This is a genomic window from Brucella tritici (assembly GCF_902825325.1).
Lineage (GTDB): Bacteria > Pseudomonadota > Alphaproteobacteria > Rhizobiales > Rhizobiaceae > Brucella.
Window position 1 is genome coordinate 161,291 of record NZ_CADEAR010000007.1, and the last position, 15,250, is coordinate 176,540.

The window sequence follows — 15,250 nt, forward strand, 5'->3', positions numbered from 1 at the left end:
GTCGTTCATCGACCGGAAGGAATCGGGAAAGAAAGATGATGATTGCAAGACCTCTCTTCGCCTCCATGCTAAGCGCCGCTGTCTGCATGACGACGCTTGGAACGGTTGCGGTTCCAGCATTTGCTGCAGGTGCAGGTTCCGAGGTCAAAGTCATCGTTTCCGGCAACGCCATCACGAACAGCGACATTCAGCACCGCGTGGCCTTTTTGAAGCTGCAGCGCAAAGGTGGCAATCTCAGCCAGGTTGCCAAGCAAGAACTGACTGATGAAATGTTGAAGCGCGTCGAGATGAAATCGCGCGGCATCAATATTTCCGAACAGCAGGTCGATGAGGCTTATGCCGGTTTTGCCAGCCGTAACAAGATGAGCCTGGCACAGCTCAATCAGTTGATGAACCAGTCTGGTGTTACGCCGGATCATTTCAAGAAATACATCATGGTCCAGATGGGCTGGGGCCGTCTCGTCAGTGCCCGCTTCCGTGCGACCGGCATGGTCAGCGAACAGGAAGCCGTTCAGCGCATGTTGAAGGATGGCGGCAAGAAGCCAGTGGCGACCGAATATCGCCTCCAGCAGGTGATTTTCGTGGTACCCGCCTCCAAACGTTCTCCTGCCCTGCTCTCCAAGCGCAAGCAGGAAGCCAATGCACTTCGCTCGCGCTTCCAGAACTGCGATGCAACCCGTCAGCAAGCCAAGGGCATTCTTGACGTAACCGTTCGCGATCTTGGCCGTATCATCGAGCAGCAATTGCCGAACGAATGGTCGAAAGCGGTCAAGGCAACGTCAGTCGGCGGCACCACCCCGCCGCAGGAAACCGAGAAGGGCGTTGAATTCCTGGCCGTCTGCTCGACCAAGCAGGTATCAGATGACCGTGTTGCCCAGCTCGTCTTCTCCATGGAAGGTGCGGATTCCGCTGCCGGTCAGGAAAAGAAAGCCGAACAGCTCAGCGAGAAATATCTCAAGGAACTGCGCGAAAAGGCGACAATCGTCAATCGCTAAACTGACCTGACGGATTCATCCGTATTCATTGGACTATTGACGCGATGTCCGCAGCACCTGTTCCTCCCCTCGCCATCAGCATTGGCGATCCGTCCGGCATCGGCCCCGACGTTGCACTTGTCGCCTGGCTCCGGCGCGACGAGCTTGCGCTGCCGCCTTTCGCCTTGCTGGCAGATCCGCTTCAACTTGCAGAACGTGCGCGACATCTCGGACTTGAAATCGAGATTGCGGTTGTTCCCGCCATTGCTGAGGCAAGCCGCGTGTTTTCTCATGCATTGCCGGTACTTCCGCTCGACAACAAGCTGACGGATAGCGTCGGCAAACCCTTGCCGGAGAACGCTGCTGGCATCATCGAAGCCATCGAGCGCGCCGTTGAACTCGCGCTGAAAGGTGAAGCTTCGGCAGTTGTCACCTGTCCGATTTCAAAGAAGCCGCTTTATGAAGCCGGGTTTCATCATCCGGGCCACACGGAGTTTCTGGCAGAACTGGCCAGCAAATATCTGGGCAAGCCTGTCACGCCAGTCATGATGCTGGCCGGTCCGCAGCTTCGCGCCGTTCCGGTCACCATCCACATTCCGCTTTCCGAAGTGCCGGTCCGTTTGAATACTGCCGATATCATCGAAGTTTCGCGGATCACCGCCACTGAGCTGCGGGAACGGTTCGGCATTCTGTCGCCGCGTCTCGCCATATCCGGGCTTAACCCGCACGCGGGAGAAGGTGGGGCCATGGGGAAAGAGGATGACGCCATCATCCTTCCCGCAATCGAGGCATTGCGCCGTGAAGGAATAAACGCTCGCGGCCCCCTGCCCGCCGATACGATGTTTCACGCGCCCGCCCGCGCGACCTATGATGCTGCGGTCTGCATGTATCACGATCAGGCCCTTATCCCGGCCAAGGCACTTGCATTCGATGAGACAGTGAATGTGACCTTGGGTCTTCCCTTCATTCGCACGTCGCCGGATCATGGCACGGCTTTCGATATTGCTGGCAAAGGCATTGCCCGCCCGGACAGCCTTGTCGCGGCCATTCGTCTTGCACAGGAACTGGCTGAAAACGCAGCCAACGCACATTAACGAGTACAATGGCATGAGTATTGATGGCCTTCCCCCGCTTCGCGAGGTAATTGAACGGCACGATCTGATGCCGAAGAAATCGCTCGGCCAGAACTTCCTTTTCGACCTCAATCTAACATCGAAAATCGCCCGTCAGGCGGGTAATTTGCAGGATCAGCCTGTTATTGAGGTTGGCCCAGGCCCCGGCGGTCTGACCCGAGCACTTCTTGCACAAGGCGCTTATGTCACTGCAATCGAACGCGATGAACGTTGCCTGGATGCGCTTGCGGAGATCGAAGCGCATTATCCGGGTCGTCTGCGCATCATTTCCGGTGACGCCCTTGAGCAGGATTTTGCAGCACTGTTTCCAAACGGGCCGAAGCCGCGCATCGTTGCCAATCTGCCTTACAATGTCGGCACGCAGTTGCTGCTTAACTGGCTGCTGGTCGAGCCGTGGCCGCCCTTCTATTCATCCATGACTTTGATGTTCCAACGAGAGGTCGCCGAGCGTATCGTCGCGACACCGGACAGCGATCACTATGGACGTCTGGGTGTGCTTGCCGGATGGAGAACAGTTTCCAAGATCAGTTTCGATGTGCCGCCGCAGGCATTTACGCCGCCGCCGAAAGTCATGTCGTCGGTCGTTCATATTATTCCGCGTGAAAATCCGCTGCCTTGCAACACCAATGCGCTTGGGCAAATTACGCAAGCTGCCTTTGGACAACGCCGCAAGATGCTGCGCCAGAGCCTGAAACCTGTTGGCGGCGCCGAGCTTCTCGAAAAGACCGGCATCGACGGAACGCGCCGTGCAGAAACGCTCAGCGTCGAAGAGTTTGTCGCGCTGGCAAACGCCTTTCGCCCACTCAAATAGTTAGTGATGACGGCTGCTTTTCCCCGAAGCTGACTTCGTGGCTTCGGGTGCAGCGGGCATGACTGGCAGCTTCATTTCGTTGACGATCTGGCCCACATGGTCGATTTCTTCGCGGAAGCTGTTCAGGGATGAGCCGGTCAGTTTTTCGCCAGCATTGAGACGCGCCGTCAACGGATCGACATATTGGTCGCCAACCTTGAGCTCGTAATAGAGGTGCGGGCCGGTCGAATAGCCCGTCGAACCGACATAGGCGATCTCTTCTCCCTGCTTCACGCGATCACCGACCTTCAAGCCCTTCTTGGCCGATGAAAGATGCGCATATGTCGTGCTGTAGCCGCCCTGATGGCGTATGCGGACATACTTGCCATATCCCTTCTGATACGAGATCAGTTCCACCACACCGTCACCCGCTGCAACGATAGGCGAGCCGATCGGCGCATCATAATCGACACCATTGTGATGTTTGCGAACATGCAGAACGGGATGGATGCGCCAGCCGAAACCATCATTGAGACGGCCATTCGGCAGCGGCTTCTGCATGAGATATTTCGTCATGGATGAACCATCTTCATTGAAATAGTCGGCACCGTTATTGCCTTCATGACGGTACAGGCGGCGGCTCTTACCGTCTGTCGTGAACTCGACGAAAACCAGTTCCGGTTCTGTCTCTGCGCTTTTGCGGAATAGAAGGTCGATCAAATCGGGCTTTTTGCCGCCATTCAGCGAAATACCATTCTGCGAAGCCAGCTTCTCGACTTCACCAACGATTGTTTTCGGTGCACCTGCCTGCTCCAGCCGCGATGAAATGGAGCCGCTATTGCTGACCGCATTTTGCGGATGATAGGCTGTCAGCATCGCGTCGCGCGACAGGCGCGCAAAAAGGCGCTCATTGCCGGTGGCTCGGAAAACGCCATCGTCGGCGCGTCCATAGATCGCCTTGTCGATATCGCCATGCTCGAAGCGTGCAAGCGCGATATGCTGCTCTCCATCGGAGTGTTGCCTCGATTTGTCGACCAGTAGTTCAAGATTGTCACCGGGCACCAGTTCTGTGCGTGCCAGGGCCTCCTCAAGCCGCTTGCTGTCTTCAACCGCGATCCCCGCCGCTTGCAACAATGCGCCCAGTCGCTCGCGCGACTGCGGTGCGACAATAATCTCGTGAACCTTTGCACCCGAAGCGACAGCCGGTTTGGCGAGGCTGACATTCACAGGAACACCCCGTTCCAGCTCTTCCTCTGGCCGTTTCGGCAAGGATTTCGGTACGGAAATCCCTCCGCGCAGCGTGTCGTCCAAGGCAGCACGGCTGGAACCTTTGAGATCAAGCACCACATGCTGATAGGTGTATAGACGCGCATCACCGTCCTCGACGCCTTCAGCGATGTCAATACGCCGCGATATGCGGCTGGTCGGATCGCCATTCACCGCTGGCGTCAGACGCGCCTCTTTCGTCGCGGCATGATGCTGAGCCAAGGTCGCCGGATTGACCATGACAGGTTGCGCAGCGTGACCATGGCCTACAAGTCTCCCGGTCGTAAACAGAAACCCACCTCCGGCTATGGCCATTGCTGTGATCAGCGCCAGACAGAACCGTAGATGCGTATGCAGGGAAAACCGGACCTGCCGGAATGGTTTCAAACTGTGGGAAGAAAGCGGTTCGCCCTTCAGGGCCGACCTGAAGGCCGCAAAATCTGGCTCTGCCGTCGCAGCAACTTTTCTTTCGTTTGCTGGCGCTGACCAGAAGACCATTTTGAACAATTCTCCACCACTGGATTATCGGCGGATCAGTGGTAAAGACAGCGGCCAAAATAAGGCTTACGGCGGGATATCCACCGTAAGAGAATCACATTCTGTGAATTCTGAAGATCAGGACTTCAGAGCGCCGTGCGTCCACTTGGACGCACAAAGGACGCTCTAACTTATTAATCTACGCATCGTTCTTTCCGAAAATCGATTACGATTTTCGAGCCGATGCCGTAGCCCGCCCCCGGCGATGTTCGACCAGCATCGACCACGTATAGAGCGCAAGCCCAGCCCAAATCAGCGCGAATGCACCCAGCTGCGCATTTGAGAACGGTTCGTGGAAGATGAAGATCGCAAAGAAAAACAACATCGTCGGCGTCATGTACTGCATGAGACCGAGTGTCGTATAGCGCAGCAGCTTCGCACCACCCGCATAAAGGATCAGCGGAATAGCCGTGAAAGGTCCGGCCAATAACAACATCGTCACATTGAATGCCGGGCCCGTAGAGAAATGGTCCTGACCGTTTGCGGCGAGCCATAGCACATAGCCGAGCGCCGGAATACACAGGATGAGCACTTCGAGCGTGAAGCCCTGCAGAGGTGGCATGGGCAATGATTTGCGGAAGAAACCATAGAGGCCAAAAGTCAGCGGCAGCGCCAGCGATACCCATGGCAGACCGCCTGCATTGATGGTCAGCAAAAGCACAGCCGCAAAAGCGAACCCGACAGCGACATACTGAACCTTGGTCAGCCTCTCGCCGAGAAACAGACCGCCGAGAACGACATTGAACAGGGGATTGATGTAATAGCCAAGTGCTGCACCCATCACCTGATCGTGGGCAACAGCCCAGACATAGATCGACCAGTTAATGGTAATCAGTCCGGCGGTCAGGGCAGCCATGGCCAGCATGCGCGGCTGGCGCACGGCATTGAGAATATCCTTGAACTGCCCCAACACAAGAAGGAGCGCCAGCGCGACCGGAACCGACCAGATCACACGGTGCGACACGACTTCCATCGCCGGGATGTGACCGAGTGCCTTGAGATAGAACGGGAGAGCGCCCCAGAGCCCATAGGCTCCGATAGCCATCAAAAACCCGCGCGACCCGTCAGACAGGCGCGTATCGGTGATGGTCTGATCGGACATGCCTCTCTCCTCGGCGAAACTAAAGCTCTCCGCGCGCCGGTTGCGGCAGGCGAAGCATCGAACTTCACCTGCTATGCGCTCAACAATCCATAAAATCCATTCAATTAAACTGATCGAAGCATCAATCGTCGTGAACAGATGGATTTACTCGGCAGCGGCCAATCCGGCCATCGAACGGTTCTTCATCAGCTTGTAGTTGACCGAATCCATCAGGGCCTGGAAGGACGCATCGATGATATTGTCCGACACGCCGACCGTGCGCCAGCGGGCGCCGGTCGCATCCCCGGATTCTATCAGAACGCGGGTGATGGCAGCTGTGCCGCCATTAAGGATGCGCACCTTGAAATCGACCAGTTCAAGATCCTCGATCTCCGCCTGAAAGCGCCCGAGATCCTTGCGCAAAGCAATATCGAGCGCGTTGACCGGGCCATGCCCTTCGGCGACCGACATGCGAACCTCGCCATCGACCTCCACCTTGACTACGGCTTCGGAAACGGTCTTCAACATGCCGTTGGCATCGAAACGACGCTCGACAAGGCAGCGGAAGGATTCGACCTTGAAGAATTCCGGCTGCGGCGTCAGCATGTTGCGCGCGAGAAGTTCGAAACTCGCATCCGCGCCTTCATAGGCATAGCCTTCGGCTTCGCGTTCCTTGACCACGGCAATCAACGTGTCGAGACGGACATCGTCCTTCGCAACGCGGATACCACGGCGTTCCAGTTCGGCGATGAAGTTGGATTTTCCGCCCTGATCCGACACCATAACTCGCCGGCTGTTGCCGACTGTTTCCGGCGGTATATGCTCGTAGGTCTGTGGTTCCTTAAGCAGCGCCGAGGCATGAATTCCGGCTTTGGTCGCAAAAGCGGAAGTACCGGTATAGGGTGCCTGCTCCGTCGGCGGACGGTTCAAAATGTCATCGAAGGCACGCGAGATCCGCGTGATCCCCTTCAACGCGGCAGGCTTGATACCCAATTCAAAACGCTCGGCCCAATATGGCTTCAACGCAAGTGTCGGGATCAGCGAAACGAGATTGGCGTTGCCGCAACGCTCGCCGATACCGTTGAGCGTCCCCTGTACATGACGAACGCCTGCATCAATGGCGGCAAGCGAGACGGCGACCGCCTGCTCGGTATCGTTGTGCGCATGGATGCCAAGGCTCTCGCCAGGGACCACGGCCGTCACGGCAGCAACAATCTCGGCAATTTCCGATGGCTGCGTGCCGCCATTCGTATCGCACAGTACGACCCAACGCGCGCCTGCGGAATAAGCTGCCTTGACGCAGGCGAGCGCATATTCGGGATTGGCCTTGTAGCCATCGAAGAAATGCTCACAGTCGACCAGCGCTTCCCGCCCTGCCATGCGTGCTGCGGTGACCGAAGCCGTAATTGACTCCAGATTTTCCTCATTGGTGCAGCCGAGTGCGAGACGGACATGATAGTCCCAGCTTTTGGCGACGAAGCAGACTGCATCGGCTGAAGCCTGCAGCAGACTGGAAAGACCAGGATCGTTGGATGCCGAGACGCCCGCACGCTTCGTCATGCCGAAGGCCACGAACTTGGCGCGCGCAGTCTGGCGACGCTTGAAGAAGGCCGTGTCAGTCGGGTTGGCACCCGGATAACCACCCTCCACATAATCGACGCCCAGCTCTTCCAGCAACGCGACAATCGACTTCTTGTCTTCCACAGAGAAGTCAATGCCGGGTGTCTGCTGCCCATCCCGCAGAGTGGTGTCGTAGATGTAGATGCGCTCGCGTGCCATTATTCTGCTCCCCGCATTCGGGCTGGACAGCAACCACCCGTTTCAAATTTTGTCCGTCCTCGCACGCTTCGCGGCTGCGGGCGGACGGGTAAAGTCTGCTGCCCATCCCGCAGAGTGGTGTCGTAGATGTAGATGCGCTCGCGTGCCATTTTGCCTGCCTGTCGGTGGGAATGCGGCCCCCGGTCAACCTTGGTCAACCTTGCTGTTGCGGCCAGCTTTCAGTGTCGTAATCGGGATGCTGATAGGAAATCATGGTTCTTACAAATTCGATGCTCTCCGGATCGCGTTCGGTTGCATAACCGGGAAGGCTTGCGAGTTCCGGCACATAAGGCAGCTGCTTCTCGATGCCCCACTGGACCGTCGGCTCGATTTCCTCCGGCGCATCGAAAGCACCGATGGCAAGAGCGATCCCATCGGGCGCTTCATAGGTCAGCGGCGTTCCACATTCGGGGCAGAACCCGCGCTGCACATGATTGGACGAACGGAAACGCTTCGGCTCGTTGCGCGTCCATTCGAGCTTCGCATCACCCACCGACACCAGCGGCGCATAGAAATTGCCGAACGCTTTCTGGCACATGCGACAATGACAGATCGATGCGGAGCCCATCGCACCGTCAACGCGAAAGCGAACCGCACCGCACTGGCAACCGCCGGTATAGATCGGTTTGTTATCAAGCGTCATGTCATCCTCCCTATTCAACAGCCTGTTAGCCTACCACATCCCAACTGGTTGTGCGTTCGCCCGTTGCCGGGTCCTTGCCATCCTTGAGCTGAACACCTTCCTGAAGCAGTTCATCGCGAATGCGGTCAGCCTCGGCCCAGTTCCTCTCATTGATGAAGCGCAGGCGCTCCGCAATACGTGCTTCAATGGCCTCACTATCCACTTCGGCCTTTGCAAAGACCGGAATGTCTTCAGCCGAAACGAAATGCGGATCGAACAGGCCCAACAGAGCCATGCCCTCGCCCAATCCGGCAACATCGCGTGCCTTGAAAGCCTTGCGCAACGCCGTGATTGCCGTCCAGCTGTTCAGATCGTCAGACAGGGCCTCGACGACCTCACCAACTGCAGTCAGCGTTTGCGGCAATTCGAAACCCCTGTCGCGCAGCAAGCCATACCAGCGATGCAGTTCATCGGCAGATTCTGCCAGACGCTGCGCCGTCCAGTTGATCGGCTCGCGATAATGCGTCTGCAGCATCGACAGGCGAGCCGCCAGACCGACCCAGCGATCGCGCGCATCGACGTCGTCCCATACACCCAATTGCGGCAGGCCTTCGTTCAGCACATCGCGAATGGTGATGAAGTTGCCGAGTGATTTCGACATCTTCTGCCCTTCGACCTGCAAGAAGCCGTTATGCATCCATATGCTTGCCATCCGCTCGGTGCCGAACGCGCAGCATGACTGCGCAATTTCGTTCTCGTGATGCGGGAAGACGAGATCGATACCGCCGCCATGGATGTCGAACTGGTTCTTCAGCGGATCATCGCACTTCAATCCGCCACCAAACGGCTCAAGCAGCTTGGCCATAGACATGGCCGAGCACTCGATATGCCAACCCGGCCGGCCCAGCACCGCAATCCCCGCAGGAGACGACCAGCCCGGCTCGCCCTCTTTCGACGGTTTCCACAAGACGAAATCCATTTCGTCCCGCTTGTAGGATGCTACGTCGACGCGGGCACCTGCCAGCATCTCATCCAGTGAGCGGCGAGCAAGCGCGCCGTAGCGCGGTCCCTTCCGTTCATTCATGGCGGACGGCGAGAAGAGGACATGATCCTCAGCCACATAGGCTACACCTAGCTTCACGAGACGATCGATCATCGCGCGCATCTCGTCCATATGCTCGGTCGCACGCGGCTGTACGGTCGGCTGTAGATTACCAAGCGCCGTCACATCAGCCTGAAACTGTGCGTTGGTGCTTTCCGTCACCCGACGAATGGCTTCATTGAAGGATAGATCAGGGTAATCGCGCGCGGCGCGTGCATTAATCTTGTCATCGACATCGGTAATGTTGCGCGCATAGGTGACGTGTTCCGCGCCATAGACATGACGCAGCAAACGGAACAACACGTCGAAAACGATCACCGGACGAGCGTTGCCTATATGCGCGAAGTCATAAACTGTCGGTCCGCAGACATACATGCGCACATTGTCGGCATCGATGGGAGAAAACTCCTCCTTCGTGCGGGTCAGCGTGTTGTACAGACGCAGTTGCGGCGCATAAGCCATTGTAAATATTCCCCAAAAAGACCTGCTGGAACCGTTCCGCTCAAACAATATGCGGCACTGCTCCAGCTACTGTTTTCACGCATTATCCCACGCAAAACCGCTTCGCACTTTTGCTGGAAATGCTAAGCGCAATTGACCGCAGCCGACTGACCGGGGCGTTATCATCCAATTTTTATGAAAGGGAGACGAAAACGGCCGGGCCAGCAGGCTGCTAGCCAATAATAATCGCACAAATACAAATGATCGTGGTCGGCGTTTTCATGATTGCACTTATCCTCAGAGGGAGTGCCTCCGTCAAGAGCTTTCGCTAAGTACCTGTTCCAAAAGTCACCCTGCCCTGCCGCAAGCACCCGGATCGCCGTGTTTGTTGTATTTTTGCAACCTGCGAGCGCCCTCTCCAGCGTTAACCGGAAAACCGCAAAACCGGCTCCAAACAGCCTTCATTCGGTCTCAATCAATCACAAAATGGTGAGCAGGCATTATCGAAAGGAAGGACCAATGTCTAAGAGTGAACTGCAACCCCGCCAAGACCGACTGGTTGATAAATACCGCGAAATCGGACCTGCCGTGCTTGTTGCAGCATTGCTGAACGCAACGCAGCGCAGCAGCGACGGTCGTAACGACAATCGCCGGCGTTCCATTCTCGCCGTCAAGAAGACAGGCTGAAGAAGCTGATATCGTTCAGCGCCTGGAGCATTTCCAGCAAAAGTGCGAAGCGGTTTTGCGTAGGATAATGCGACGAAAAAACACTTGGAGCGCCGCAGGCTCGGCGATCAAAGTCGGTGGATGCGTAACACATAGCGCCAGTCCAGCAAGACTGGCGGTCACTGTCAGAACATCGAAAGCTGCCCGCCATTTCCGTCATCGGATTCGGGCTTGTTCTTTCGTTTCGGCACTGCACGCTCCGAAGAAGCCTGCTCCTCTACACGTTCCTGCAAGTCGGGCGTCGTGTTGACGACTTTGTTGACCTTGTCCGACACCGGTATCGCTTCAAACAAATCATCCTGAGCCGGATGCATGATATCCGCCACTTCGCGCGGCAGAAACCGCTTGCAGTCCAGCCAGCGGGCAAAATCTTCCGGCTGCACGACGACCGGCATCCTTTCATGGATCGACCGCAACAAGCCGTTGGCACTCGTCGTCAATATGCCTCCGGTGTCGATTTGCGATCCGTCCGCACTGCTCCATGTTTCGATCAGACCGCCAAAAGCGACAATGCCGCCTTTGCGCGGGCGCACCCAATAGGCTTGAGCCTTATTCTTCCCTTCACGGCGCCACTCATAGAAGCCCGATGCCGGAATCAAGGCGCGCCGGTGGTTCAGCGCCGCGCGAAACGAATTCTTCTCCGCAGCCGTCTCGGAGCGGATATTGAACATGAGCGGCCAGTCGTTCGGGTCTTTGACCCAGGACGGAACAAATCCCCAGCGCACGAGCATACCGACGCGATCCGGCCTGTTGCTGCCCGGCGGCGGCGTTTCCCCGCCCAGAATGGTCAATATGGGCTGCGTTGGTGCGATATTATATCGTGGAGGAAAATCCTCTGCGATCAATGCGGCCACGAAGGCTTCCAGCTCTTCCCGGCTTGCAGTCAATGAAAAACGTCCACACATAGTGAGCATGTTCAAGCTTTCTGGTGAGCGGTCAAGGGGTGCTTTTCCATAGCCAACTGGTGTAGCTTGAGCATCATGAAAACAGTTCCCGTATTTCCGATTCCTGCCAAGGTTCACGGCGTTTCATTGATCTGCCGGCGTGAAGGCCGGTTCCTTCTGGTCGAGCGCGGGAAAGAGCCGTGGAAAGGCTGGCTTGCTTTTCCGGGTGGAAGTATCGAACTGGGCGAAACGTCCGAACAAGCCGCGATCCGTGAACTCAAGGAAGAAACAGCGCTTGATGCAAAGGCCCTGTCGCACGTCATAACCGTGGATCTGGCGCTTGAGGGGAAGGCATATGACAAGAGCTATTACCTGTCCGTCTTCCGGGCCTGGCAGGTTTCTGGTCAGGAAGTCGCCGGAGACGATGCTGCATCGATTCACTGGCTGACGATAGAAGAAATGGCGTCTGCAAGGGTGACGGACAGTACCCTCGATGTCGCCCGCGCGGTGGCGGAAAATGAAGACAAACGCCTGGATATTAATCCTGTTTAGCGATCTGCCTTGAAGAGGCCCCTATTTATAGCAATAGCTCATTTTCAGGTGAGAGGTTTTCGATTGAAAAGCATTCCGTTTTTTCGACCGGCTATCTGCTTCACGATCGCTTTGTGGGTCGGGGCGGCATCTCCGGCTTTGGCTCAGGACGCGCCCTATGAAGGGAAGATGTTGCGGCTCGCAGAAATTCTCGGCTCGCTTCACTATCTGCGCAATCTGTGCGGCGAAGCTGGCAGCGAATGGCGCGATCGGATGGACGCGATTGTGTCGGCGGAAAAGCCTTCCGAAGCAGAACGGGTACGGCTCATTTCGAGCTTCAACCATGGGTATCGCGTGTTCAGCGACAATTACACCCGCTGCACCCCTTCAGCGCTTGCGGCGATAGATCGCTACATGAAGGAAGGCGAGGACTTGTCGAACGAGATCATCTCGCGCTATGGAAATTAACCAATCATTCACTCTTGTGCGGATTGACAGCATTAGTTCGTTCAAATCCGTGATAATCTGTTAACACTGTCTTAAGAAGGCAGTCACGTTGCAAGGTGGTAGAGCTCCCGCGAAACGGTGAGACACCGGCATTGCAACAGAAAGGCGAAAGCCAGGATGAAGTCTATGGAACATGCACCGGCCGATCTGGACGAAATGATTGCGCGCGAGAAGAAACTCGTCGCAATCGAATATCATAACGAGGCCTGGGCTGACGGTATCTCCGAAGGTATCGAACCGGAAATCCTTGCTGAAGCAGCCTTCACGACGGCGCTTACCGAACTGATCCGCGAAGCAGGCGACGACTGTGCGCTGGAGCTGATCGAGAAAATGCGTGAACGGATCGTAGCGGGAACCTTCCTGCCGCAGCGCATTCTTCAATAGCACTGGTAGAACGCCGGTCGCGGGACCAGACCGGCGCAGCAGTTCCCTCCCGGCGTCCCTCTTCTAGCGCCAAATGTCATTCCCGATCCGGAACTCCGCCTCGCCCCGAACTTTATTGGCCGGGATAATCCTTGCCTGCGGCATCGCCTTGCCTGCCGCTGCCGCCAGTTCATTTGACATTGCACTGGCCGATCAGTCAGATTTCCTGCCACGGCCAGGTGCCCGCGCGGTTGCGGATGAAGGCAACAACCCTTACCCCATTCCAGCGCCCGGAGCACTTCCTCGCGCGGTGCCACGAGTATCGCCGGACAATGCGCCTGCCCCGGCGGCATCCTCCAAGCCCATGCCGGAAATCCACCGGGATTTCGACAAGCTGCCCGAACCCGTGCGGTTGACGCGTGAACGCATGCTGGAAGCAGCACGTTCCGGTGACATCGAGAAACTGCGACCGCTCCTCGGCGCCGAGGACAAGGCCACCCAACTCTCGCTCGAGGACCATGAGGAAGACGTTATCGATTTTCTCAAATCGCTCTCGGGTGACGAAGCGGGCCGTGAAGTTCTGGCTATCATCGTCGATCTACTGGATACGGGCTATGTGCATCTGAATGCAGGCAAGGACGACGAGGTTTATGTCTGGCCCTATTTCTACGCCATGCCTCTCGACAAGCTGACCCCGCCGCAGATCGTGGAGCTTTTCGAAATTGTCACAGCCGGTGATTTTGAGGATATGAAAAAGGCAGGCGGCTATATCTTCTACAGTATCGGCATCGGGCCGGACGGTAGCTGGCGCTTCTTCACTGCGGGCGAATAATCAGACGCCAAAACGTACGCGGCTCGGCGGCTCCTTGTAGATACGCTGCCAAACCCGACGAAACTGCCGCGCGGAAGCAAACCCTGCCTGCGCCGCAACATTCTCGATATCGAGCCCGGAATTCAAGAGCATCTCGCGCGCAAGGCTGATCTTGAGCCGATTGACATAGTCCGTCACCGTCATTCCGGCATATTCATTGAACAGACGCGAGAAGTTGCGCGGGCTTGCCCCGCCAATACCCGCCAGTCGTTCCACCGACCAATCCGCCGCCGGATCGTGCGCAATGGCATCCTGTGCGCGATGCACAACCGGGTTCATATGGTTTCGCCCCTCAAGCCAGGGCGACAGCTGCGGATCATTGCCGCTGCGCCGCAAATAAACGACCAGATAACGCGCAACCGCCAGCGCCGTGGCGTGATCGGTCAGTCCGGCAACAATGTGCAGCATCAGATCGATGCCTGCGGTGATGCCCGCGCTCGTCAGCCTTTCACCATCTTCAACGAAGAGCCTGTTATCATGAACACGCGCGGCTGGGGCCAGCCGTTCAAGTTCGCCAAGCGTCAAATGGTGCGTGGTGCAGGAATAGCCGTCGAGTAATCCCGCGCGCGCTGCGAGCAGCGCACCGGAACAGATCGTCACCAGCCGCACACCGGGACGTACCGCCCGGCGAAGCCATAAAACGATTTCTTTTTCCAGAACGGCATCCGCGGGTCGGTCAATCTCCGCATTTCCAAGCGGAACATCAGCGGCACCCGAAACAAGGACCAGTGCGTCATGTGGCAGGGCCTCCGGCAAAGGTTCCACCCCCGCCACCGGCAGGCCGATGGAACTGAGCGCGGTCGGCGCAGGCCCAATATAATGAACCTCGAACCGCACCTTATGCTGTTCAAGATTTGCCTTGCGCAAAACCTCAAGCGGTCCCGCCACGTCGAGCAGAAGCACACGTGGCGGAATAACGACATAAACCGGAACTACCCGGACAATGTCCGCATGGTCACTCATGCTGCCTTCCGCTCTGCCGGCGCAGCCAGCGCCTGTTCCACGGTTACAATACGGGCAAAGCGATTGGCCAGAACGAGCTCGGTGCGAGCCTTGATATCGGCAGCGCTCCACTCGCGACCGCTTGCGTCCATCATGGGAAAGGTCAATGTCGCTTCACTGACGAAATCGACATGATATCCAAAATCCGATGCCTGCCGCGTTGTCGTCTCGCAGCATTGCTCGGTGCGAATGCCGGAAACCAGCACGCGGCGGATACCGCTGGCAACTAGCCACACATCAAGCCCGCTTCCAACCAGTGCGCTATGGCGACGCTTGCGGAAAACCGCATCCGGTTCGATCGACAGCGGCGAAATCGCCTTTACCAGACCCGACGCTTCCGAGAACGGACCTTCACTCTCGACATGAAAAATCTGCACCACCGGAATACCGGCACGCTTGGCGCCATCGATCAGCGCCTGCTGGCGTTCAATATAGGCACCAACCTCTTCGTCCCGGTAGTAAGGCCGGTGGCGGAATGACTCCTGAGCGTCGATAACCAGCAAAGCTGTATCTTGAGCGGACATTTTTGTTCTCCCTATAAAAGACTATAGGGAGAGAATACGCCTTGCAACCGGGATCAAAAGCCACCTGACGGACAATCA

The 15,250-nt window shown here is 57.0% G+C and carries 16 protein-coding genes; 8 read left to right on the forward strand and 8 right to left on the reverse strand.

Features of this window, described 5'->3' with window-relative positions:
- Positions 1 to 35 precede the first annotated feature (35 nt).
- The 3 genes from HWX93_RS12330 to rsmA are packed head-to-tail and all read left to right on the forward strand — an operon-like array spanning position 36 to position 2,918.
- On the forward strand, positions 36 to 995 hold the full coding sequence (locus tag HWX93_RS12330; RefSeq protein WP_176037496.1) for a peptidylprolyl isomerase: 960 nt from the start codon (positions 36 to 38) through the stop codon (positions 993 to 995).
- Between the two features lie 44 nt (positions 996 to 1,039).
- Positions 1,040 to 2,068 (forward strand): 4-hydroxythreonine-4-phosphate dehydrogenase PdxA, encoded by a 1,029-nt coding sequence (gene pdxA, locus HWX93_RS12335; RefSeq protein ID WP_176037497.1) that lies wholly within the window; start codon positions 1,040 to 1,042, stop codon positions 2,066 to 2,068.
- Positions 2,069 to 2,081: 13 nt separating this feature from the next.
- Positions 2,082 to 2,918 (forward strand): 16S rRNA (adenine(1518)-N(6)/adenine(1519)-N(6))-dimethyltransferase RsmA, encoded by an 837-nt coding sequence (gene rsmA / locus HWX93_RS12340; protein WP_176037498.1) that lies wholly within the window; start codon positions 2,082 to 2,084, stop codon positions 2,916 to 2,918.
- On the opposite strand, the gene HWX93_RS12345 is transcribed toward rsmA, so the two are convergent.
- From HWX93_RS12345 to cysS, 5 genes are all read right to left on the reverse strand, one after another.
- A complete protein-coding gene (locus HWX93_RS12345; RefSeq protein WP_176037499.1) occupies positions 2,919 to 4,661 on the reverse strand; it encodes a M23 family metallopeptidase in 1,743 nt (580 codons plus the stop codon).
- A gap of 205 nt (positions 4,662 to 4,866) precedes the next feature.
- Positions 4,867 to 5,802, reverse strand: a complete 936-nt coding sequence (rarD, locus tag HWX93_RS12350) for an EamA family transporter RarD (protein ID WP_140019844.1) — start codon at positions 5,800 to 5,802, stop codon at positions 4,867 to 4,869.
- 144 nt (positions 5,803 to 5,946) lie between these two features.
- Complete coding sequence (gene cimA / locus HWX93_RS12355; RefSeq protein ID WP_176037500.1) at positions 5,947 to 7,560, reverse strand: citramalate synthase; 1,614 nt, start codon at positions 7,558 to 7,560, stop codon at positions 5,947 to 5,949.
- 193 nt (positions 7,561 to 7,753) lie between these two features.
- Positions 7,754 to 8,242, reverse strand: coding sequence for a GFA family protein (locus HWX93_RS12360; RefSeq protein WP_176037501.1), 489 nt, complete (start codon positions 8,240 to 8,242; stop codon positions 7,754 to 7,756).
- Positions 8,243 to 8,267: 25 nt separating this feature from the next.
- Complete coding sequence (gene cysS / locus HWX93_RS12365; RefSeq protein WP_176037502.1) at positions 8,268 to 9,785, reverse strand: cysteine--tRNA ligase; 1,518 nt, start codon at positions 9,783 to 9,785, stop codon at positions 8,268 to 8,270.
- Between the two features lie 498 nt (positions 9,786 to 10,283).
- On the opposite strand from cysS, the gene HWX93_RS12370 reads away from it, so the two are divergent.
- Entirely contained in the window at positions 10,284 to 10,451 is a 168-nt protein-coding gene (locus HWX93_RS12370; RefSeq protein WP_061347302.1) for a hypothetical protein, read from the forward strand.
- 164 nt (positions 10,452 to 10,615) lie between these two features.
- Here HWX93_RS12370 and HWX93_RS12375 read toward each other — a convergent pair whose 3' ends face one another.
- On the reverse strand, positions 10,616 to 11,395 hold the full coding sequence (locus tag HWX93_RS12375) for an SOS response-associated peptidase (protein WP_176037562.1): 780 nt from the start codon (positions 11,393 to 11,395) through the stop codon (positions 10,616 to 10,618).
- A 75-nt stretch (positions 11,396 to 11,470) separates the two neighbouring features.
- On the opposite strand from HWX93_RS12375, the gene HWX93_RS12380 reads away from it, so the two are divergent.
- The 4 genes from HWX93_RS12380 to HWX93_RS12395 all read left to right on the forward strand — a co-directional run bounded on the left by HWX93_RS12380 (position 11,471) and on the right by HWX93_RS12395 (position 13,607).
- Complete coding sequence (locus tag HWX93_RS12380; RefSeq protein ID WP_168436528.1) at positions 11,471 to 11,926, forward strand: NUDIX hydrolase; 456 nt, start codon at positions 11,471 to 11,473, stop codon at positions 11,924 to 11,926.
- Between the two features lie 72 nt (positions 11,927 to 11,998).
- The gene (locus HWX93_RS12385; protein WP_419190917.1) at positions 11,999 to 12,373 is read left to right on the forward strand and encodes a TIGR02301 family protein; all 375 of its coding nucleotides are present in this window, start codon (positions 11,999 to 12,001) and stop codon (positions 12,371 to 12,373) included.
- 156 nt (positions 12,374 to 12,529) lie between these two features.
- Positions 12,530 to 12,796, forward strand: a complete 267-nt coding sequence (locus HWX93_RS12390) for a hypothetical protein (protein ID WP_328700179.1) — start codon at positions 12,530 to 12,532, stop codon at positions 12,794 to 12,796.
- Positions 12,797 to 12,869: 73 nt separating this feature from the next.
- Positions 12,870 to 13,607 carry a hypothetical protein gene (locus HWX93_RS12395; RefSeq protein ID WP_176037504.1) on the forward strand — a complete coding sequence of 246 codons (738 nt, stop codon included), beginning with the start codon at positions 12,870 to 12,872 and terminating at the stop codon, positions 13,605 to 13,607.
- On the opposite strand, the gene HWX93_RS12400 is transcribed toward HWX93_RS12395, so the two are convergent.
- Positions 13,608 to 14,609, reverse strand: coding sequence for a GlxA family transcriptional regulator (locus HWX93_RS12400; protein WP_176037505.1), 1,002 nt, complete (start codon positions 14,607 to 14,609; stop codon positions 13,608 to 13,610). It lies immediately after the preceding gene.
- Positions 14,606 to 15,172, reverse strand: coding sequence for an isochorismatase family protein (locus tag HWX93_RS12405; RefSeq protein WP_176037506.1), 567 nt, complete (start codon positions 15,170 to 15,172; stop codon positions 14,606 to 14,608). The genes HWX93_RS12400 and HWX93_RS12405 overlap by 4 nt, the downstream gene beginning before the upstream one ends.
- Between the last annotated feature and the right edge of the window lie 78 nt (positions 15,173 to 15,250).

Excerpts from the sequence above, each read along its gene's own strand:
- HWX93_RS12400 (WP_176037505.1), bottom strand. The coding sequence starts at position 14,609 with ATGAGTGACCATGCGGACATTGTCCGGGTAGTTCCGGTTTATGTCGTT.
- HWX93_RS12390 (WP_328700179.1), top strand. The coding sequence starts at position 12,530 with ATGAAGTCTATGGAACATGCACCGGCCGATCTGGACGAAATGATTGCG.
- rsmA (WP_176037498.1), top strand. The coding sequence starts at position 2,082 with ATGAGTATTGATGGCCTTCCCCCGCTTCGCGAGGTAATTGAACGGCAC.
- HWX93_RS12330 (WP_176037496.1), top strand. The coding sequence starts at position 36 with ATGATGATTGCAAGACCTCTCTTCGCCTCCATGCTAAGCGCCGCTGTC.
- pdxA (WP_176037497.1), top strand. The coding sequence starts at position 1,040 with ATGTCCGCAGCACCTGTTCCTCCCCTCGCCATCAGCATTGGCGATCCG.
- HWX93_RS12395 (WP_176037504.1), top strand. The coding sequence starts at position 12,870 with ATGTCATTCCCGATCCGGAACTCCGCCTCGCCCCGAACTTTATTGGCC.
- HWX93_RS12375 (WP_176037562.1), bottom strand. The coding sequence starts at position 11,395 with ATGTGTGGACGTTTTTCATTGACTGCAAGCCGGGAAGAGCTGGAAGCC.
- HWX93_RS12360 (WP_176037501.1), bottom strand. The coding sequence starts at position 8,242 with ATGACGCTTGATAACAAACCGATCTATACCGGCGGTTGCCAGTGCGGT.
- cysS (WP_176037502.1), bottom strand. The coding sequence starts at position 9,785 with ATGGCTTATGCGCCGCAACTGCGTCTGTACAACACGCTGACCCGCACG.
- HWX93_RS12380 (WP_168436528.1), top strand. The coding sequence starts at position 11,471 with ATGAAAACAGTTCCCGTATTTCCGATTCCTGCCAAGGTTCACGGCGTT.
- HWX93_RS12405 (WP_176037506.1), bottom strand. The coding sequence starts at position 15,172 with ATGTCCGCTCAAGATACAGCTTTGCTGGTTATCGACGCTCAGGAGTCA.
- HWX93_RS12345 (WP_176037499.1), bottom strand. The coding sequence starts at position 4,661 with ATGGTCTTCTGGTCAGCGCCAGCAAACGAAAGAAAAGTTGCTGCGACG.
- cimA (WP_176037500.1), bottom strand. The coding sequence starts at position 7,560 with ATGGCACGCGAGCGCATCTACATCTACGACACCACTCTGCGGGATGGG.
- rarD (WP_140019844.1), bottom strand. The coding sequence starts at position 5,802 with ATGTCCGATCAGACCATCACCGATACGCGCCTGTCTGACGGGTCGCGC.
- HWX93_RS12370 (WP_061347302.1), top strand. The coding sequence starts at position 10,284 with ATGTCTAAGAGTGAACTGCAACCCCGCCAAGACCGACTGGTTGATAAA.